Source organism: Candidatus Nanopelagicales bacterium, from assembly GCA_037045355.1.
In the GTDB taxonomy this organism is placed as follows: domain Bacteria; phylum Actinomycetota; class Actinomycetes; order S36-B12.
This window is the reverse complement of the sequence record JBAOHO010000008.1, coordinates 205305-226184: the sequence shown is the minus strand read 5'-3', so window position 1 is coordinate 226184 and position 20880 is coordinate 205305. Positions and strand designations below refer to the sequence as shown.

The window sequence follows — 20880 nt, the reverse complement described above, 5'->3', positions numbered from 1 at the left end:
GGTTCAGGCCTGACAGAATAACCTCGGACCCGCCACGTCTGGGCTGCGGGTCGGCCACGCTCCGGAGGTATCGGTGAAACACGCGATCAAGGCAACGGTCGGACTGACGGCTGCGGGGATGCTCCTGCTGACCACCGCGCTCCCCGCGGGCGCTCAGCCTGCCAAGGAGTTCAGCACCTCGAGCTCCCACAACCCGATCCCGGTGGGCAAGCGACTGACCGACAAGCCCGCGCCGAAGTGGGTGCCCCAAAGCCTGTGGAACGACCTGGTCGGGCGGACCCCGAAGAAGTGGCGCCCCAAAGGGGAACTGATCGCCGACACGGGATTCAGGCCTCAGAAAGACGGACTGTTCTTCCTCAACTACTCCAACTCCGGGCACCCGCGATCCGCCGGATTCCCCAACCAGGTCAACCACTACATCTTCGGGACCTCGCTGGGCCAGGTGGCCAACATGGACTCCCGCGACATGATCGGCCTCTTCGGCTCCGATGACGTTTGTGCCGCCAAGCCGGAGAAGTCCGGCCGGTGCGCCTTGACCGTCGCCGCCAGACAGTGGATGGACTACTCCAATCAGGCCTCGAACGGTGGACACTGCTTCGGCATCGCCGCGCTGGTCGGACAGGTGTTCTCGGGGATGGTGGACGCGCAGTCACTGGGCGCCCGCAAAGTGGTCAAGGCGCCCTTCGCATCGAAGGTGACCCGGCCCGTGGCCCAGCGCTTTGCGACCCAGGAGTATCTCTCCCCGCCCACGCTGACCGCCGCCAAGGCGGTGCCCCGGTTGGTGAAGTCGATGCAGCGAGAGACGGGGATGTTCACTCTCGCCCTATCGATCAACGACGGTGGTGGTCACGCCATCACGCCGCTGGCGGTCTACGACCGGGGCAAGGGAAAGTACGACATCGCGGTGTACGACAACAACTACCCTGAGCGTGTCCGGGCTATCCACGCCGACACCAAAGCCAAGGTGACGTCCACTTACGCCGGCTTCGACTACCAAGTGCAGGCCAACCCCGGATCGCCACCCTCAATGCTGGCCGGCGGCATCGAGTTGTACCCAGTCGCGGAGTCGATGCCGACCGAGAACGCCCCGTGCCCCTTCTGTCCCGGGACCAAGGCGACCCGCATCAGGCTCGACCCAGTGGTGACCGACACCCCAGTGGAGGTCCGCGTGACCAGCCCCGATGGGTCAGCGATCCCGGGTTTGCGCGTGAAGCACCCCACGAGCCCGTGGCGTCCCGGTCAGCCTCAGGCCTTCCCAACATTCGTCGTGCCGGCCGAGGCCCCGTTCACGGTCGTGGTCGACAACGGCGCCAACCCTTCCGCGGTGGAGACCGGCATGTTGGCGTCGATCGCCGCTGGGCTGGGCCGGAAGGCCCTCGGCTCCGCCGCGCTGGAACTGTCCGATTGGACGCTGCCCGCAGGATCCTCGGATGGGTTCACCTTCGACCCGACCGGCGGTGAGATCGCCTTCCGCAGCAGCGGGGGATCCGACCCCAAGTTGACGATCCTGGACACGGCCACGAACGCCGCCGGTCCGGGTGAGTTCGCGGGCAGTTGGCAGCCGGCTTCGTCCACGCCCGGCGGGGGTTTTGTCGCCGACCTCGACGCCGCCGCCCAGACCATGCTGTTCGCCCCCGAGGGCGCATCCGAGACGATCGAGACAGGGGTCTTGATCCAGGCGGAGGACGGGCAAACCGCGATGAAGAACGCGGGGCAGGCGCCGCTGAAGGTCCCCTCTGGTGGGGCGATCCGCTGGTCCTACACCGCGTCGCAGGTCACGTCGTCGTCCCAGTCCGTCGACTTGCTGGACCGGTCCGGCGCTGTTGAGTCGACCGTGGCCATCCCGACCCAGACGACGAAGGTCGCCGTTTCCTGAGGGGAGCCGCTTCCACACTTTGCAGTCATTCGGACTGCGCAATCACCCAGGCGACGGCATGCGGGAACAGCGGGAGGCCAGCGGGGGATCAGGGCGAGCGCCAGTCGGCATCGAGGTGCGGCAGGAGGAGAGTGCGGAGGTCGTGGTTTGTGCCGGTGTCTGCAGTGTCGTCCACCCAGTGCCCCCCGGGCCTCTCCATCAGCGTGACCGGAAAGCCGGCGGTCGTAAGGGCGTTCATTTCGTCGCGAACACGACTGATCGGATACGCAGCGTCCTGGGTGTGCGCGAGATGCACGATTGGGAACCTCCATGCGGCAGCGGACATGGACGCGGACTGGCTGGAACCCGTACCGGTGAAGGGCGCGGTGTTCTCCGCGAGGACTCCAGCGATCGTGTCTGCGTTGTAGAACGCGGTCCGATAAGCGAGATTCCCGCCTGACGAGTACCCTCCCAGGACCACCCGGTGGGGGTTGATATTGAAGTGTGTCTTGACGTCGGCGATGGCGGCCAACACCAACGCCGTATCGCTGTTCACGTCCCAACATGCGCCTTCGCGGCCACCCAAAGCGATCGAAATGAAGTTCTGCGACTCTCCCGGTGACACTTGGTAGATGTCCCACCGGCCCTGCCCACCACAACCGTGCATCCACACGAAGAGTGTGATCGGCTTGGCATGCGAGGGGTCATACGCGGACGGAGCATAGATCCAGTAGTTGCTCTGCGCACTGTTGAGGCTGAATACGACGTCCGCCGTGAAGGGAATTGGCGCCACCGGCGTGGAGGTCGCGGGAGAGGGCGACGACGAGGTCGTCGGGGAAGGAACCGGCTCCGGGTCCTGAGCGGGAGCCCTGGCCGGATCGGGAGACGAGACAGCGTCGCCCGGAGGAGCGAGCGGCGCGTTGGACGGGTGTGACGGTGGGGACGGCGCCGTGCCGGAGCTCGGGGAAGGGGTGGGGTCGGAGTCACGCATCGGGACCGGCGACGGGATCCAGGTCGGCGGCACAGGCGGAGAAGGGACGGGATTCGCGGGTCGCATCGCCCTCCAGAAGCCCTTCTTACACTGCAACTTCCCGAAGCGGACGGTGGCGACAATCTGACCTTGCTGCCGTGCTTTGCAGCGAGCGCCGGGCTTGGGCCGTCGCCGTCTTTCCCCGCTTCGCGTCATCGACCGAGTCACTCCGGCGGTGAGCCGCACGGCCGAATCAGCCGCGGGTCGCGAGCTGTACGGCAGCCGGGCATCGGTACTGCCCATCGAATCGGGAGTGGACTGCGCGGCCTCTGCCACTCCGCCGAGACCTACGCACGCCACGACGACGCACAACCCCAGGGCCGGGATTCTGGCACTACCCACCCTCTTCTCTTCGACAAGCGAGAGCCCTCACTTGACAGTCGCTTCATGGGGGGTGGCGCGACCAAGAACCTCACCAGGGCGCCGCTCCCCCTCTTGATTGAGACCCGCCGCGCCCTCCACGTCCGCGGCGGCCATGTACTTCAATGCGTTCCACTCGCAGCTGGTACAGCGCGTGTTCACCGATGAGCTCGGAGCGGGGAAGGCGGTGTCATTCAATGCGGGAGACCGAATCTGGGAGGTCATCCGCGTTCTGTGGAGGGAGCCGAACAACGTTTGGTGGGACGACGTCGCCACTGCCCAGAAGGAAGACCGCAATCAGACCGTCACCGCCTCACTGCAGGCGGCAGCCGACCAGGTGGATGCGGCAAGTCGTGGACATGTCGGACTTGAACAACTCCACCTGGGTGAACGTGACCGGCAACAGCGGCGAGCGCGTTCCTCAACTACCGAACCTCACGTGCCGAATCAAGCCTTGGGCTGAATGACCACAGCCGTTCCGTAGGCCAGGATCTCCGACAGTCCGGAATCGGCGCCCACGTCCGAGGAGTCAAAACGCACTCCGATCACCGCGTTGGCGCCCAGACTCTGGGCGTGCTGGATGAGCCTCTCGAGCGCATCACGGCGAGCTTGGTCCACGACGTCGGTGTACTGCGGCACCTCTCCTGCACGCATGGCCTTGAAGCCGCCCGTGAAGCCTTTGGCGAACCCCACGGAGCGGACCAAAACGCCCCAGGTGAGACCAAGGTGTTGGACGATGTCATGGCCCGGAACCTCGAATGCTGTGGTGCAGGGGATGGCTTCGGCGATGGGAGTGTCCGCGTTGCTGGTCATGGCGGAACGCTACACCCGAGACGTGTCCATCCGCCGAGTGTTCCCACCGCCATAATGGGAATCGAGAACTGTCTCGCAGGAGGCGGCACGGCACGGTCGGTTCGCCGGGACACGCGGCAAGGAGTGGCGGAACCCGTCACCCCGGCGCCGGCCAACATCCACCCCAGGCCTGAGACGTGAATGCTCCCCCATCGGCTCCAGAACCTTCGCGGGCCACCGCTGCGACCCGCTCCTACATGACGGGTGTGATGAGCCTCGGTGTCATCTGCGGGATCGTCGACGCCACCTGTCTGTTGGCGCTGGGTGGCGTCTTCGCAGAGCGCATGACGGGCAACCTGCTACTGCTCTCGGTGTTCCTGGGTGCAGGGGAACTGTCATCCGAGCGACTCGTTGCATACGTGGGTGCGATCGCTCCGTTCATGATGGGCGCTCTGGCAGCCGGAATCGCCACCAACGGGCGCCATCCACACGCGGCACGGGTAGTCGGCTACCGCGTCGAGTGGGTGTTCATCGTCGCCGCCACGGTCACAGCGGTCATCGTCTCGGCTGGGATTCCCGGCGACCAGTCCGAGAGCCTGTTCCTGACCGACGGCATCATCGACGAGGACATGATTCCCCCGCCGGCTCGGTTGGTGATCGTCGGACTACTGGCCTTCGCAATGGGGATTCACAACGCCTTGATGCGTCGACACGGAGTCTCGGATGTCGCGACCAACGTGCTGACCTTGACGCTGGCTGGGCTGGTGTCGGAGTCACGCCTCGCGCGCGGTGTTTCGACTCAATGGCAGAGGCGCCTGGGGTCCATCCTGCTGTACATGGTCGGAGCAGTGATCGGAGCCGCTCTGCTGAGGTGGGACGTGTCAGCACCCCTCGTGGCCGCCTCCATCCTCTTCACAATCGTGCTGTGGCCGCTCACGCGTGGGCCGCGGCCGGCTCCGGTGACCTGATCCTCGTCAATCATCATGACCATCAGGCAAGGCCCATCCATCAGGGGCGGCCAAGGCATCTGCCTCTGCCGGGCCCCATGACCCCGACTCGTAAGGGACCACGGGGGGCGGATCCGCCAGCAGCGGGGCACCGACCTCCCACAGCCGTTCGATCCCACCGGAAGTATTGAACAGCGTGTGGTCCCCGAGCATCGCATCGTGCAACAGGCGCTCGTAGGCCTCGAGTCCCGCGGTCGCGTTGTATTGCTGCACGTAAGGCAAGTCGAACTCCGCCGATGCGAGTTCCATGGTGGGTCCGGGCCTCTTGGCCCGGAACCTGACTCGCAGCCCTCCCCGACGGCCGACCTCGAAGGACAGTTGGTTCGGCGGCAGGCTCGCCTGCGCGGAGAAGATCCCATAGTCCGGGGGCCGCAAGGTCAGCGTGATCACGTTACGGGACTGCGACAAGTGCTTGCCGGTGCGCAACAGGATCGGCACCCCCGCCCAGCGGGGGTTGTCTATACGCACCTCAAGCGCCACGAATGTCTCCGTGTCGGAGTCATCAGCAACCTGGGCGTGCTCCCGGTACCCCGCGTACTGCCCGCGGACCACGCGACTCGGATCGACGGGAGCGAGGGCATCGAAGACAGCTCGGCGACCAGCCGCCAGCGCGTCGGCGCTGAATGCCGCCGGAGGTTCCATCGCGACGAAACCCAAAGCCTGCAACAAGTGTGTGACCACCATGTCGCGGAACGCGCCAGTCTCCTCGTAGAACGCGGCCCGGTTCTCGACTCCCAAGGTCTCCGGAGCATCGATCTCGACACGGGCGACGTGCTCGGCGTTCCACAGGGGTTCGAAGAACCTATTGCCGAATCTCAGCGCGAGGATGTTCTGCACGTCCTCCTTGCCCAGGAAGTGGTCGATCCGGAAGATCTGGTCCTCAGTCAGGATCGTGTGCAGCAGCGCATCGAGGTGTCGCGCCGAGTCCAGGTCGGTACCGAACGGCTTCTCCAGAATCACGCGGGTCGCTGGGTCGTCAAGACCAGCCGCGGGAAGGGCTGCGATCACATCCGGCATGCCCTGCGCGGGGATCGACAGATAGACCAAGGTGCGCACATCGGGGCCGAGCTCGTCACGGGCGCGGCTGACGGCCTGGCCGAGTTCGGTCATGTCCGAAGTCGAGAACGGTACCAGGGAGGTGCGTGCAGCGAACTGCTCCCACTCCGGGCCGCGGGCGGGAGTACGCCCGAAATCGGTGACCACTTCGGTGGCGTGGGCGCGAAACGACTCATCCGACGACGCCCGGCGTGAGGCCCCCACGATCCGGTAGTCGATGGGCATGAGACCGCTGACCTGCAGATGGAACAGCCCCGGCAGCAGTTTGCGTGCGGCAAGATCACCCGTCGCCCCGAAGAGCACGATGACGTGGGGGGCCGGGACCTGCTGGGTGTGGCTCACGGTGGCTCCTGTTCCGCGGGCTCCTGCCGCCTCGGGCCTGGGGGGCGTCAGTGCAGTGTGGCCGGGCCCCGCACCCGCTGGCGTGGACTTCAGCGATCAACACCCATTCGTCGGAGAGCATTTCGTGGCCAGCATGGGGAACGCGAACGAACCCCTGCCCGTCCAACGAACGACACGCGGGGATGGACCCCGCCACCCGGAAGGATTCGAATGAACAAGAAGTTGATGGCAGCCGTCGGCGCAGGAGCCGTGATCGCGGCAGGCGCACTGACACCCATGACGGCGGCCTCGGCGGCTGATGGCAACCGCGGCACCCTGTGCAAGGGCAACCGTTTCCTCGTGGAGCACATCGGCGACACCGTCAACGGCTACCCGGTGCCAGCGGGCTACTACAAGACCTATGTCCGCAAACTTCCCTGCAGCAGCGCGATCATCGACCTGCACAACTGGCTGGCTACCGGCGAGACACTGCCCGGCTGGACAGTGTCGAAGGGCGGTCGCGGCAAGCGCTCCATCATGTTCAAGGACACCAACGCCCGGAACACCTTCTTCGAGATCAAGCGGATCAAGAACCAGGCCAGTTGACGGCAATCGCGTGACCCCGCCTCCCGTCCGGAGGCGGGGTCACCCGTGTTCCAGGATGGCCGTCAGCCCGCGGGCGTTCCCAGCGCATCAACGGACTGCCGTTCCACCAAGGTGCGGAACGGACCTGGAGTCGCGACCAGGGAATCGTAGGAGCCTTCCTGCACGATCCGGCCTCCGTCGAGCACCGCGATGCGGTCTGCACGGCGGATCGTGGACAACCGGTGCGCGACGACGATCCTGGTGATGTCCATCTGATCGAGATTCGCCACCACCGCCGCCTGACTGACGTTGTCCAATGCCGACGTCGCCTCGTCCAAGATGATTAACCGTGGGTTGCCGGCCAGTGCCCGGGCCAACAGGATCCGCTGCCGCTGGCCGCCGGAGATCCCACTACCTCCTTCGACCACCACGGTGTTGATACCCATCGGCATGGCTCGGACATCTTCACCCACCGCGGCCCGATCAAGCACGTCCCAGACTTGCGTGGCAGTCAGGCCTCGGCCGAGATCGACATTGTCGCGGATACTGCCGGGCAGTAACGCCGATGACTGCATGACGACGCCGATCTGACGGCGGACGGCGGCGCGGTCCAGACTGGGCAGACCCTTACCGTCGAAGGACACCTGACCCGCTTCCGGTTCGTCCAACCCGAGGACCAGTCGAAGAAGTGTGGTCTTGCCCGACCCTGACGGCCCGACCAGAGCCAGATGTTCGCCCGGACGGACCGACAGCGTCAGTCCGTCGAAGAGGGGCGGCGAATCGGGATCGTAGCGGTAGCGGACATCCCGCAGGTCGACGCCACCGCGCAACGGTGCGACCTCGCCACCACTGGAGGACTCCGGAAGCGCAGCCAGGATGGACTCCGACCGACGCAGCATTGCTGCGGACGTCAATAGCACGCCGATATTCGAGATCGCCAACGACAAGGACGAGTTGGCTGCTGTCAGCGCCACCTGCCCGGCGACGATGACACCCAGCATTTGCGCAGTGCTGCTGTCCTGCATGGTGAGGGCGATGACACCGAGCATGAGAGCCAGGCTGAGCGCCGGCCAGAGGGCGGCCGACACCTGCTGGGCGGTGTTGATCCGCCCTTGGCTGACCTTGACCCGCACCACGGCGGCCCAGAAGTGCGCCCACTGCGCGTAGGCGCGGCTCCCGGCTCCGGAAGCGCGCAGGCGGGTGGATCCGCGCAACATCTCGAGCACGGGTGACTGAGCGTCAGCATCGACGGCCCGCGTACTCACTTCGGAGAGTCGGCGTACCAGGGCGATGTCGATCACCGAACGCACCGCGAGAATGGCGACGATGGCCAGTGCCAGCCAGTGATTCATGAGGTACGCACCCAGCAGCGCACCGACAACCGACACCGTGTCGAGGAGCACGAAGATCGTCCCGTCGGAAGCGTTGCCTGCCGCAGTGTCCACGGCGGTCGCGTCGACGATGCGCTCGTTCTGGCGACGGTTCTTGTGCCAGCGCATGTGCAGTCGCAGCTGCCGCTCGAACACCGCCGCTGATGATGTCGCCACTGCCTGGGTCCTGATGCGTCGCAGGGCATACCCACGGACCGCGGCCAGAGGGATCGTGGCCACAACCACCAGCACCAGGGCAGCCCCGACGGCGAGCAACGACGTGCCCCCCGCGTCCGCCACCTCTGTCGTCAGCCGGCCGGTCACGACAGGAGTGGCGGCGCTGAGTACCGCCATGACCGACGTGACCGACAACAGCATGGCGACCGAACTCCCGAGCCCGCGGGTGCCCAGGCGGATCAGATCCCGCAGGTCGGCCGGCCTGCTGGAATCCAGCAAGGGTTGCAGCAGCATCCCGGTGGGAGACAGGTCCACGGCGAGCGCATCATCGATCCTGGTATCCGCGCCTGTCTTGGGATCCCAGATGGCGTAACCACCACGGCGCCAATGCGCCACGACGTGCGCACCGGAGGCCTTCTCGGTGAGCAATAGTGGAGGGCCTTGTGACTCCCACCACGACGGCGGCAGTTGCTGCCGACGGACCGTGGCATCACAGGCTGCGGCCAATGCGGTGATGCGATCCCGCCCGCTGACGTGGGAGTCCGCCACCGCGCTCCGCAGCCGGAGAGGATCGATGGGCAAGCCCATGTAGCCGGCCAACCGACGCATAGCTGTTACGTCGGCAGAGGAGTCGTCGGCGGCACTCGTCTCGACCGACCCCGGCACTGCGGCAGCGAGATCCTCCAAGGCGTCTCGCACCAGCCAAACGTCGTGATCACGCTGGAGTCGGTCGGCGGACGTCTTGCGCTCTAGCGCCTCAGCAGCCTCGGCCAACGCCTCGGTCGCCTCGGCAGTGAGGCTGATGCCATCCGTGGATGTGGTGTCGGCCGCGTCGAGAAACTCGAACTCACAACCCGGCTGCGGCGCTGCGAGCAGGACCGCACCCGGGAGGTCAGTGCCGAGTACCGTGACCGGGCCGATCAATTCGGTGACGGGTACCCAACGCCCCAGACCGTCATCGCTGGTGCGAGCCGCGAACACCAGCACCGCACCGCTGCGGACCTGCACTGACGTGCCGGGGGGCAACGTCACGCTGTTCGCGGTAGGCCGCCGATTCATGCGCGCACCAACTCCGCGTAGGCGCCGGTCAGGGCCAGCAACTCCTCATGGGTTCCGCGTTCGACGACCTTGCCCCGGTCCAACACGATGATCTCGTCGCAGTCCCGGATGGTCGACAGCCGGTGAGCGATGACGAGCACCGCTGCTCCCCGTCTCCGGATCGCGGCATCCACCGACGCCTCCGTGGCGGCGTCGAGGGCCGATGTGGCCTCGTCCAGCACGATCAGGGAAGGGTTGCGGGCGAGAGCCCGGGCGATCTCCAACCGTTGCCGCTGCCCACCGGACAGGTCATCTCCTTGCTCCGCGAGCACCGACTCGTAGGCGCCGGGCCGCTTGACGATGTCGTCGTGCAGACAGGCGTCCTTGGCTGCGGTGATGAGATCGGCCTCGGGGATCGTCTCGTTCCACATCGAGATGTTGTCTTTGATGGTGCCGGAGAAGATCGACGGGTCCTGTTCGACGATCGCCATGTAACTCGTCAGCACGGGTTCCGGCCACTCGTCGCGGGGTCTCCCGTCGATCAGCACGTCCCCCGACCAGGGCCGGTACCAGCCGACCACGAGACGACTCACCGTCGACTTGCCGCAGCCGCTCGGGCCGACCAGGGCGATCCGTTTGCCAGGAGTCAGGTGTAAGTCGAGGTCGGCGATGAGTGGCGGTTCGCTGGGGTTGTAGCCGAAGGAAACCCGGCGCAGCATCAGCTCACCGTTGACCGCTGGGTAGTTCGACTCCGTCCAATCCGACGATGTGACCAGTCGCGGGTCGGGCTTGGTGTTGAGGACGTCGTCGATCTGATCGAGTTGACCCGTGAGGTTCTCTGCCTGCTCCAACTGAGTGACAGCGGAAGGGATCGACCCGAGGACCAATCCGTTGAGCGTTTGCACGGCAACCAGACCACCGAGCGACAGCGCCCCGATACTGACGCCGTACAGCGCTGTGAAGGTGACGGCGATGCCGGCGACAGTCGTGATCACACGGGGCAAGAACAGGAGAACCGATGTCTTCTCCCCCAGTTCCTGCGTGGCGGCAAGCATGCGGTCGTGTGCTCGCGCCCATTTCGACACGATGGCGTCCTCGGCACCACTGGCCTTGATGACCTCGATCTGGCCGAGAGCGGTCGCCGTGATGACCGCGACATCGTTCTGGCCGCGCACGCTGCGCTGGGCCAGGGTCCTTCGGTGCCCTCGCGCGGAGCGCCGGAACACGATGATGAAGCCCAGGCAGAACAGAGCGACCAGTCCGGCGGGCCAGTACGCCAAGAGCAGGACGACGGCTGCTGTGGTGCTGCTCAGCACCGCTATCACGAGCGTGGAGAACAAGGACGAAACGGTCGTGGCGACGATGTTCGGCTGGGCGGCGCGCTGGTTGAGCGTGCTGGGTCCCCGCAGGTCGTAGAACTGCATCGGGATGCGCAGCAGCCGGTCCATCATGGCCGCGCTGAGCAGGACCGAGACCTTGTTGGCCAGACGTACACCGATGCTGCCCTGCAACCCGACCAGGACCGCCTGCAGGATCGCGGCCAACACCAAGGCCCCCAGGATCTGCGACGTTCCGGCGGCCGACGAACCGGTGATGGCATCGACGAACACTCGCGCCAACCCGGGGACCAGGATCGCCGGAACAATGAGAATGACGCCGACGAGTGCCATCAAGGCGACACCATCGCGGGAACCGGTCAGGTGCGCGCCGAGCCGCTGCAGGGTTCGCGGCGGACTTCCTCCTGGTTCGAACTGCGGTCCGGGGGTGGCGGCGAGCACGGTACCTGTGAAGGCCTCGTCGAATTCGTCGTCCGGGCAGACCCGGTGGCCGACGGCGGGGTCATTGAGCAGCCAGCCCTTCTTGGATCGACCCTCGAGAACCACGAACTGTTTGAACCGCCAATGCAGGACGACCGGCATTTCCCTCGTGGCCAGATCCTGCGGCTCCGCGCGTATCACCTCAGTCTGAAGCCCGAATGACTCCGCCGCCTGGGCCACGGACTGGGTGCTGCTGCCGTCTCGGCTGACGCCGCAGGCATCACGTGCCTCCTCCAGAGACACCCAACGGCCGAAGTGCGCGAGCAGAATGGCCAGACAGGCGGCTCCACTCTCCGTGGGTGCCAACTGCATCCGCTCCGGCGTCGAGACCGGCTTCCGGAACCGGGGTCCTTTCCGGGTCAAGGTCGGGGCAGGAGTCATGACCGTCCCAGCACCTGCTGCAGGAGATTGCGCTCGCTGACGACGACTTCGGCCTTGACGACGGACCCTGGGTCCACGTGTTCGTCGAGCGCGATGATGGCCACAGTCTGTTCTGCTGCCGGTTCCTCGGGCAGAGCCAGGCCCAGCCGGACGTCCCGGGCAGCCATGCCGGGGGCTACTTCTCTGACGACCCCACTGACAACGGTCCCTGTGCCGCCCACCCCCTCCGAGAGGGCGGCCACCACCGTCACGATGACCTGTTGCTGCGGCTGCACTTGTGTGCCGTCCTGATCGTCGAAAGTCGCGATGACCTGCGTGCCGTCGGATTCGCTGGCGGCGATGGTGGTCAGCCAGTCCCCGACACTCACGGGGTCTCCGGGACGTTGCGCCAGGCCCAGCACCCGACCGTCGACCTGCGCCCGCTGCGGCACGCGCTCATTGCCCGTGATCACGTAGCCGATGACCTGGCCGTTCTTGACGACCTGGCCAGAATCGACAGTGAAGTCATCGAACTGCCCCGAAACTGTCGACGTGACCAGACGGACACCGTAAAGATCAGCCGCCCGCCCGGTGCCGGTCACGGTGATCGTTTTGCTGGTCGCGCCCGCGTACAACAGGGCGGCCGCCACCAGGATCAGTCCTGTCAACGCCAACATCCACGATCGCCAACTGGTCACCGGCAGGAGTCGCTCGATGTCCTCGTGGGACTCCATCGCTGTCACCGCTTGCCGGCGACCAGTGTCCGCAGGCTCCATCCGTCATCCCATCACTTGACTGACACCATCCTCGCGCACAACAGTCGACGGCATCCCAGAAACTGGCACGGGACAAGCCCACCGCTGCACCAAGGGCCGGGCACGAGCGACAGCACCGCCTACTCCACGGTCACCGTCGCGGCGCTGCCCGCCGGACCGAAGACCGCGACGTAGGCCCCAGCCGGCGCCTGATCCAATATGCCTCTCGCAGCACACCCAACGCGTGCCTGCGCCACACGCGACGATTCTCCCCTCACTCAAAGCGGTTGCATGCCCCCGACCGATTCGCAAGCCTGAGCAGATGCCCCCTAAGCCCACCGGACACCAGGTGCTCGGCGCCGCACTCGCATTCGTGGTCATGGCCGCGGCCATCGGGGTCGGAGTCATGCAACTGACTACCCCGAATCCGGCGCCGGCTGACATTCCCGCCGATCAGTTCTCCGCCGCACGGGCGATGGCAACAGTGGAGGCGATCGCGGGCAACGGGATCCCACATCCCGGCGGAAGTGCTGATAACAAGCGTGTCCGCGAGCAACTCGTCGCGGAAATCGAGGAGATCGGATACGAACCGATACTGCAGTCCGGGGACCAGACCCAGCAGTGGTTCGCCACGGGCAAGAAGGTTCCGTTCGACGCTCCCGAGTTCACGTCGCCGTTCACCACGACGAGTGTCACCAACATCTTGGTCCGGGTACCCGGTACGAGCGACAGTTCCGACGCCATCATCATCGATGGCCACTACGACTCGGTGGCGAACGGCCCGGGAGCCAGCGACGACGGTGGAGCGATGGCCGCGTTCGTCGAGACCTTGCGCGCGATGAAAGCGTCGCCACCGCTCGAGCACGACGTGATCTTCCTGTTCTCCGATGCCGAGGAATCCGTGCTCGGCGGTTCGGTCCTGTTCGTGACCGAGAACGAATGGGCGAAGGATGTGAAGTACGTCCTGAACTTCGAGTACCGCGGAACAACGGGCAAGAGCCTGTTCTTCGAGGGCTCCAGTGTGAACCAGGATCTGTTGAACGCGTACCGCGAGAGCCAGTCGGCTCCGTTGGCCAGTTCGTTGTTCTACTTCGCCTACCAACAGCTGGAGAACAGCACGGACTTCTCGATCCTCGACACCTTGGGAGCACCAGGACTCGCGTTCGCACCGATCGGTAACAACGTTCGTTACCACACCCCCAGCGACAACCTGGAGAACTTCTCACCCGGGGCCCTGCAGTACACGGGTGACATGCTCCTGGGGCTCATCCGGTCGATCGCCGATCAACCTTCGTTGGACTCCAATCCCGAACAGGAACTCGTGTGGTTCACGGTCGGACCGATCCTGGTGTCGTACCCCGTCGTAGTGGCCCACGCGTTACTCGCTCTGGCACTGATTCTGCTGATCATCGCGATCGTGGTCGCCGCCCGGCGGGACATGATCAGCATGTCGGGTATCGCCCGAGGTGCTGTGACCGCGGCGGGTTCGGCCGTGCTGGGAATCCTCATCACGCAGTTGCTCCTCGGATTCGTCTACCTGGTGCGCTGGGACACTCGCGCATTCATCAGCCTGTCGGGCATGTTCGATACCGACCCGTATCGCGGGCAGTTGTACATGGTGACGTTCGTATTCGCCGTGGGGACGGCTACGGTGGCGCTGCTGATCCGGGCCCGCAAGTTCCACTCGGTCGAAAGTCTCCAACTCGGCGCTTTGCTGGTGTGGGCCGTTCTGGCAATCCTGGGCACCCTCGCAGCCCCTCCCGCTGCCTATCTGGTCGCCATCCCGCTGCTGTTGATGTCGGCCGCCTACTTGGTGCGGGTCCTGGTCAGTAAGACCACGGTCGTTACGACGGTGGACTTGATCCTGTCGTTCGTGGTGGTGGTCTTCATCTTCCCGGTGCTGGCGCTGATCTATCAGGGTCTGAACCTCTCGACCGGGTTCCTGGTGTCGTTCTTCGCAGCGCTGACGATCTGCATCCTGTTGCCGGTGCTGGATCTGATCGGACAAGCCTTCGGGCAGTACTTCACCCTCGTTCTCGGAGCCACCGCCGCAGTGCTGTTGGCGATCGGTACCGCCACCCCGCTAGTGGGCCCGAACTATCAGCAGCCCAACAGCCTGGTTTACGCGATCGACGCCAACAACGGCACGGCCCAGTGGTTCAGTGACGACAGCGAGCCCGACGAATGGACGCAGAACGTCTTGGGAGCCAACCCCGCCAGCGAGCCCGCGCCCGCGGAGTTGATCATGTACTACCCGGTCGAAGCGAAACGGTATGAAACCCAGACGGTCTTGAGCAACCCCGCCCGCGTGACGACGCAGGACTCCGCACCTGCCCTGAAGGTGCAGTCCGACCGGACCTCTGGTGGGCAAAGAGTGGTCGAGTTCGACGTGCGCTCAACCAGGGATGCCCTGAACTTGTGGTACACGATGACAACCGATGGCGAGTTCAAGACGCTCGCCATCAACGGCAAACCGGTGCCTGCTCAACCGTCCGACACATGGAGCGTCCTCGGCCAGGGGATTCCGGCAGACGGGTACACGGTGGAGGTGGGACTGGCGCCCGGGAGCAGCTTCGACGTCCTGGTGACCGACCAGACGAATACGTTCCCTGACGATCCCGCGCTCGGACTGCCACCCCGGCCGGACACCACCTTCTCGTGGTGGCCCCGCGGCAAGCAAGCGGACGCCACCTTGGTGACGAAGAACTTCGACCTCAGTTGACGTGGAGCCTGTCAGGAACTGTGGGCAACTGCTTCGGCGCATCCACGGTGCATCCACGGTGCATCCACCATCCGACAGGCGGCCAACGGGTGAGAGTCGCACCGAGACCGGCTCGCGCCAGGAACATTCCTGTTAGGTTCGCCTAACTCTCCATTCGGATCCGACCCGAGTGGCGGCGACTGCAGGAGGACCCATGCGTAGGCTCAGCATCTTCCTGGCGACGATCGCGATCGCCACCGCAGGACTGTTCATCGGGTCCGCATCGGTCCAGGCACCCTCGGCGAAAGCCTGGGCGTGGAAGGACACCTGCACGATGTTCATTTTCAACAAGACGGGTGCTCAGACGAACGTCCGACCGATCCTCTACACGCCCGTGATGCCCAATCCGGCCTCGATGGCGCAGTACGCGATCTTCGCCGCAACGGGCATACCGACATCGGGGTCCGCAGCACTGACCAATACGGGGATCCCCGTCACCTGGGGATGCCACGCGTTCATCAACTTCGCGAACCCGGGACCGACCGTCAGTTGCGAGGTGTCCGCTCCCACCAAGGGCGCCAATACGTTCAGCTGCAGCGGCAACGTCACGACTCGCATCATCGAGGACGACGACGACATCGCAGGCAACATCTTCATTCCCTCCGGCTCGGGCACCGGAAATGATCCGCTGGATCCACGACAGCCCAAGGAGGGTCCGCCCACGTTGCGACAATCCCAGATGCCGGGGAGCGGCTGGGAGGAGGCTGATGACGGCCTGGATGATCTCGGGTTGCTCGGTGGACTGATGGATTCCGGTGAGGTGGGCGACATCTGCCCCGACACAGACTCCGGATCTGCCCCCGAGAAGGTCTCCACAGGATTGTTCACTCGGCGGGGCGGCGACCAGTGGTCAGGCGCGGTGACCACCCGATTCGCGAAGAAGCCCCAGGCCCGCGCGACCCTGTCCGAGGCGCTGTCGACCGCGAGCGTGAAGTGCTTGCGCAAGCTTCTCACCGATGACGAGATGCAGGCGAAAGCCAGACTCCAGCCCATGACCACGGGCGCGCTCGGCTCGGGGCTGCTGTCAACCCGAATCAAGGTGAGGCACTCGCTGCCGAGTGGGTCGGTGCGCAACCACTACCTGGACGTCCTCGGGACCACCCGAGGCCCGTCGATGGCCCTGGTCATGTTGGGCGGTACCGGCAAGCCACCCAGTGTGAGCCAGCAGCGCGCAGCGCTGGATGCGGCACTGAAGCGGACGAGGTAGCAGTCAGCCGAACGTTTCCTGAGCGATCGGCAGTAACTCCTCGCGGCACCGGGCACACTGGTCCGCGTGTTCGATCTGGTCAACGGTCTTCCGGTCCATGCGCTGGTGGTTCACGCCGCGGTCGTTCTCGTCCCGCTGACCTTCGTCGGGGTCCTCGTGATCTCAGTACGACGACAGTGGCGCAAGAACCTCGGGTGGTGGGTCGTCGGCTTGGCGTTCGCGGCCACGTTCTGTTCATGGGCGGCGAAGGAGTCGGGGGAAGCACTGGCCGCCCGAGTCGGAGAACCGGCCCAACACGCGGCGCTCGGGGACACCATGCCCTTGTTCTCAGCCGTGATGTTCGTCGGCGTCCTGCTTCTCGTGGTGGTTGACCGCCTGGTCGACCGGGGCCAGGATGCGGGGACCCCACTGATTATTCGGATATTGGCCGTGCTGGCGGTCGTCCTTTCACTGGTCGCCACAGTTCAGGTCATCAGGGTCGGTGACTCCGGGGCTCAGGCTGTGTGGGCAACACGGATCGCTGCGACTCAAGGAGATCCGTTGCCCGAACCGGAGAGTTCCGCATCACCCCTCGAATCACCGTCGACCGCCAGCTCCCCGGGAGAACCTTCCCAGCGACCCACCATCGCGACCCCATCTCCCTCTCCCTCACAAGTTCCGACCACGGCTGAGTTCACTCTGGCGGACGTGCAGCGCCACGCAACACCGGCGAGTTGCTGGGTGGCCATCGGCAGCACCGTCTACGACTTGACGGCGTGGATCAGACAACATCCCGGAGGGGCAGCCCGGATCGAGCAACTGTGCGGTAAGGATGCCAGCGACTCCTTCAGCGCACAGCACGGCGGACAGCTGGAGCCGACCGCCGCGCTGGCCATGTTCGAGATCGGAACGTTGTCCTGACTCTCTGCTCCCAACCGGCGCGGACCCCTCGGAACCAGGTCATCGTGGCCCAGAACCCGGGAGGCGACAACCGAAACCTACGGTACCGTAGGTAAATGGCAGTAGACGAGAGCGAGCGCCCGGCGGCACCGTACGCACATCCAGGCGAGCGGCTGGACGACCTGCGTCACTCGCTCGAGGCAGCGGTGAAGCCAAGACTGCGGGGTTGGCTGCACTTCGGCGCGGCTCCGCTGGCGTTCGTCATGGGCCTGGGACTCCTCGTCGTCACGCCGTCCGAAGGTTTGCGCCTGGCAGTTGCCGTCTACGTCGCCACGACAGTTCTGCTGTTCGGTACGAGCGCCTCCTACCACCTCGGGGCCGGCGGCCAACGCACCAATGCGATGCTGCGCCGCCTCGACCACGCGAACATCTACGTGTTCATCGCCGGCAGCTACACACCCTTCGCCGCCGCACTGACCGATCGCCGCACCGGCACGATCATGCTCATCCTCGTGTGGTCGATCGCGCTCCTGGGTCTGGTGGTGAGGGTGCTGTGGTGGGGGGCGCCGCGTTGGCTCGTCGTAGGGTCCTACCTCGCCCTGGGCTGGGTGGCGGTGTTCTTCCTGCCTGCGATCTGGACGGAATACGGTGGCGGCGTGGTCGGACTGCTCGCGTTGGGCGGACTGCTCTACACGGCCGGTGGCATCGTCTACGGACGCAAGCGCCCTGACCCGCACCCCGACTGGTTCGGCTACCACGAGGTATTCCACTCGTTCACGATCGCGGCGTTCGTGACCCAGTACGTCGCGATCGCCATGGTCGTCACCTGACCGCCGGCAGACACTGCCCCAGGTCCACCCCCTGACGATGTCCCAACCGTTCACCCTTGTCGTCGCGCCCCACTAGCCTTGTGCTTGTTGGCGTGGGGGGCCATACGGGGGGGTTCCACCGCGCGGGCAATCGTCGGAGGGGTTGATGGACACCACCGCAGTCCTGCTGGTCACGGCCGTCATCGCCGCCGCGACTGTCACGATCCTCATCCTCGTCGCGACCGGTAAGGCAGGACGCGACCGGCGCGAAGCAACCATGATCGAAAGGCGTGCGGCCTACCGGGCTGCCCTCGTCGGAACTGACGCAGACCGAAACGAACTCCTGACCGTGGCGGCGGGTCACGGACCCGGCCTCAACGACCTGGTCGCCGTGCTCACGACATCGCAGCAGGATGTCCGCGACCTGCAGCAACTACCCAACTACGCGGCCCTGCACGACGACCTCATCGCTCGGACGAGCCGTCGCGATCCGGTAGCCCGCGGCACCTCAGTGCTGCTGCTGAATCTCCTCCACGACCCCGATGGAGTCAGGGCCGCGGCGCGGGCCCTGCAGGATCGAGACTCGGACGTTCGACTCGTGGCCGCCCGGGCCCTGGGCCTGCGCCACAACGACAACGCAGCGCGAGCTCTGATCGATGGCCTCCGGGCCCGGAGCCTGCCCTGGGAACGCCTTGTCGAACGCCTCGTCGGCCCCTGGGCACTGCAGCCCTGCCTGACGGCCCTCGAGCGTGAATGCGACTCGCCCCATCCCGACGAGGCCGTCCGCACAGGCCTCGCGCGGGCACTCGGGCTGATCGGCGACCCGGCGGCCGCTCCCGCCCTGCACCATCTGTTCGCGATCGGCTCCCACGAGGAACGGGTGAGCGCGGTGCGAGCCCTCGGTCACTGCGGTGACACCTCATCGCTTGCCGACCTCGAGGTCGCGCTGGTGGACCCTTACCCGCCGCTGCGCACTCAGGCCGCCCGGGCAATCGGCGAACTGGGAAATCCCGATGGGGTCTCGGCACTGCGAACAGCCATGACGGACCCCGTGTGGTGGGTACGCTCCAACGCGGCCGAGGCTCTGGGACGCCTGGGACCGACCGGTCACCGAGCGTTGGAACAAGTCGCATCGGGTCCTGATCGTTTCGCCGCCCAACGAGCCAGTGAGCAACTCATCCTGCTGGAGCACCGATGAGTCAGGCCCTGGAGATCCTCAACTGGGTGGTCACCGTAGCGGTCCTCGTCTACTTCGTGACGATCGCCATCGCGTCGACGCTGCTGACCATCGTCGGATGGTTCGGGGTCCGCGACTACGTTCGGCGGCGACCCATGAGGGCGTACCGCGACGTTGCTGAGTCTCCGCTGAGCATGCCGGTGTCGATCATCGTGCCGGCCCACAACGAACAAGCCACGATCGTCGCGTCGCTTCGCAGCCTGCTGGCCAGCCAGTTCTCGCAGTTGGAGATCGTCGTCGTCAACGACGGTTCCAGCGACGAGACCGCTCCCCGCATCATCGACGCGTTCGACATGATCGCGGTCGATCGCGCTCCTCAAGGCCACCTGCACACACAGCCCGTGCGAGACGTCTACTTCAGCCGATCGGATCCCCGGGTCGTCTTCGTGGACAAGGACAACGGCGGCAAGGCCGATGCGTTGAACGCCGGGCTGCGCTACGCCCGCTACCCGCTGGTGTGCTGCATCGACGCCGACACCCTGCTCGACCCCTGGGCGTTGTCGCGACTCGTGTGGGAGTTCCAGTCGGATCCCCACACCGTGGCTGTCGGCGGGATCGTGCGGGTGGTGAATGGTTCCGAGTTGCGTGACGGTCGTCTGGTCGCCGTACGGACCCCGGCCCGCATGCTTGCCAATCTGCAGATTCTCGAGTACCTGCGCGCGTTCCTCGGCTCTCGGATCGGCTGGTCCCGACTGGACAGTCTGCTGATCATCTCGGGGGCCTTCGGCTTGTTCCGCCGCCAGGCCGTCATGGATGTCGGGGGCTACGACACCACCACAGTCGGCGAGGACGCCGAGCTCGTTCTGCGGTTGCACCGCCGGCACCGGGAACTCAACAAGCCCTGCCGCATCGTGTTCTTTCCCGATCCCATCTGCTGGACCGAGGTGCCGGAATCGCTGTCGGTGCTCCGCAGCCAACGGGACCGGTGGCAAAGGGGGTTGGCCCAGATGCTCTGGCGGAACCGAGGGGTGGTGTTCAACCCTCGGTACCGAACGATGGGGATGTTCGGGGTTCCGTACTTCTGGGCCTTCGAGCTACTGGGGCCGATACCGGAGGTATTCGGGTACGTGTACGTCCTGGTGGGAGTGATCTTCGGGTTCGTGTCGCTGCCGCTCGCGCTGGCCATCTTCCTGTTGGGCACGGTGTGGGGCGTGTTCCTCTCCCTGGTCGTCATCATGATGGAGGAGCGCGCCTTCGCCCGGTATCCGAACTGGAAGGATCTGCGCACGCTTTGCATCGCGGCCGTCATCGAGAACTTCGGCTATCGGCAGTACTTGGCATGGGTCCGGTTGAAGGCATTTTGGACACTGCGCCGAACGTCTGGGTGGGGCACCATGACCCGCAAGGGATTCGAACCTGCCCCGGCACCAGCCACAGACACACCGCGGGACGCTCACTGAGCACACGACAATGGCCGCCCCGACGGGACTTGTCGGGGCGGCCACCGTCACTCCAGGTGGGTGG

Annotated in this window: 16 protein-coding genes; 10 read left to right on the top strand and 6 right to left on the bottom strand. The window is 65.6% G+C overall.

All coding sequences use genetic code 11. The features are described 5' to 3' along the window. The first annotated feature begins 73 nt into the window (after positions 1 to 73). Entirely contained in the window at positions 74 to 1876 is a 1803-nt protein-coding gene (locus tag V9E98_02020) for a hypothetical protein (protein MEI2715769.1), read from the top strand. Between the two features lie 88 nt (positions 1877 to 1964). Here V9E98_02020 and V9E98_02015 read toward each other — a convergent pair whose 3' ends face one another. Next, complete coding sequence (locus V9E98_02015) at positions 1965 to 2648, bottom strand: dienelactone hydrolase family protein (protein MEI2715768.1); 684 nt, start codon at positions 2646 to 2648, stop codon at positions 1965 to 1967. A 676-nt stretch (positions 2649 to 3324) separates the two neighbouring features. Here V9E98_02015 and V9E98_02010 point away from each other — a divergent pair. After that, a complete protein-coding gene (locus tag V9E98_02010) occupies positions 3325 to 3708 on the top strand; it encodes a penicillin acylase family protein (protein ID MEI2715767.1) in 384 nt (127 codons plus the stop codon). On the opposite strand, the gene V9E98_02005 is transcribed toward V9E98_02010, so the two are convergent. Beyond that, on the bottom strand, positions 3693 to 4058 hold the full coding sequence (locus V9E98_02005) for a YbjQ family protein (GenBank protein ID MEI2715766.1): 366 nt from the start codon (positions 4056 to 4058) through the stop codon (positions 3693 to 3695). The two genes, V9E98_02010 and V9E98_02005, sit on opposite strands and share 16 nt — an antisense overlap. A gap of 176 nt (positions 4059 to 4234) precedes the next feature. Between V9E98_02005 and V9E98_02000 the strand changes: the two genes are divergently transcribed. Next, entirely contained in the window at positions 4235 to 5005 is a 771-nt protein-coding gene (locus tag V9E98_02000; protein MEI2715765.1) for a YoaK family protein, read from the top strand. A 6-nt stretch (positions 5006 to 5011) separates the two neighbouring features. On the opposite strand, the gene zwf is transcribed toward V9E98_02000, so the two are convergent. Beyond that, the gene (zwf, locus tag V9E98_01995) at positions 5012 to 6442 is read right to left on the bottom strand and encodes a glucose-6-phosphate dehydrogenase (protein ID MEI2715764.1); all 1431 of its coding nucleotides are present in this window, start codon (positions 6440 to 6442) and stop codon (positions 5012 to 5014) included. A 210-nt stretch (positions 6443 to 6652) separates the two neighbouring features. On the opposite strand from zwf, the gene V9E98_01990 reads away from it, so the two are divergent. Next, positions 6653 to 7027, top strand: coding sequence for a hypothetical protein (locus tag V9E98_01990; protein ID MEI2715763.1), 375 nt, complete (start codon positions 6653 to 6655; stop codon positions 7025 to 7027). Between the two features lie 62 nt (positions 7028 to 7089). Here V9E98_01990 and V9E98_01985 read toward each other — a convergent pair whose 3' ends face one another. From V9E98_01985 to V9E98_01975, 3 genes are all read right to left on the bottom strand, one after another. Then, positions 7090 to 9585, bottom strand: a complete 2496-nt coding sequence (locus tag V9E98_01985; GenBank protein ID MEI2715762.1) for an ATP-binding cassette domain-containing protein — start codon at positions 9583 to 9585, stop codon at positions 7090 to 7092. Positions 9586 to 9608: 23 nt separating this feature from the next. Next, complete coding sequence (locus V9E98_01980; GenBank protein ID MEI2715761.1) at positions 9609 to 11720, bottom strand: cysteine peptidase family C39 domain-containing protein; 2112 nt, start codon at positions 11718 to 11720, stop codon at positions 9609 to 9611. Positions 11721 to 11785: 65 nt separating this feature from the next. Continuing rightward, positions 11786 to 12544: an HlyD family efflux transporter periplasmic adaptor subunit gene (locus tag V9E98_01975; GenBank protein MEI2715760.1), complete on the bottom strand. Its 759-nt coding sequence runs from the start codon at positions 12542 to 12544 to the stop codon at positions 11786 to 11788. Between the two features lie 301 nt (positions 12545 to 12845). Between V9E98_01975 and V9E98_01970 the strand changes: the two genes are divergently transcribed. The 6 genes from V9E98_01970 to V9E98_01945 all read left to right on the top strand — a co-directional run bounded on the left by V9E98_01970 (position 12846) and on the right by V9E98_01945 (position 20816). Next, positions 12846 to 15245, top strand: a complete 2400-nt coding sequence (locus V9E98_01970; GenBank protein MEI2715759.1) for a M20/M25/M40 family metallo-hydrolase — start codon at positions 12846 to 12848, stop codon at positions 15243 to 15245. Between the two features lie 193 nt (positions 15246 to 15438). Then, positions 15439 to 16491, top strand: a complete 1053-nt coding sequence (locus V9E98_01965; GenBank protein MEI2715758.1) for a hypothetical protein — start codon at positions 15439 to 15441, stop codon at positions 16489 to 16491. 66 nt (positions 16492 to 16557) lie between these two features. Beyond that, positions 16558 to 17391 (top strand): cytochrome b5 domain-containing protein, encoded by an 834-nt coding sequence (locus V9E98_01960; protein MEI2715757.1) that lies wholly within the window; start codon positions 16558 to 16560, stop codon positions 17389 to 17391. Between the two features lie 95 nt (positions 17392 to 17486). Then, a complete protein-coding gene (locus V9E98_01955) occupies positions 17487 to 18200 on the top strand; it encodes a hemolysin III family protein (protein ID MEI2715756.1) in 714 nt (237 codons plus the stop codon). Between the two features lie 145 nt (positions 18201 to 18345). Beyond that, on the top strand, positions 18346 to 19377 hold the full coding sequence (locus tag V9E98_01950) for a HEAT repeat domain-containing protein (GenBank protein ID MEI2715755.1): 1032 nt from the start codon (positions 18346 to 18348) through the stop codon (positions 19375 to 19377). Then, positions 19374 to 20816 (top strand): glycosyltransferase, encoded by a 1443-nt coding sequence (locus V9E98_01945; protein ID MEI2715754.1) that lies wholly within the window; start codon positions 19374 to 19376, stop codon positions 20814 to 20816. The genes V9E98_01950 and V9E98_01945 overlap by 4 nt, the downstream gene beginning before the upstream one ends. Positions 20817 to 20880 lie beyond the last annotated feature (64 nt).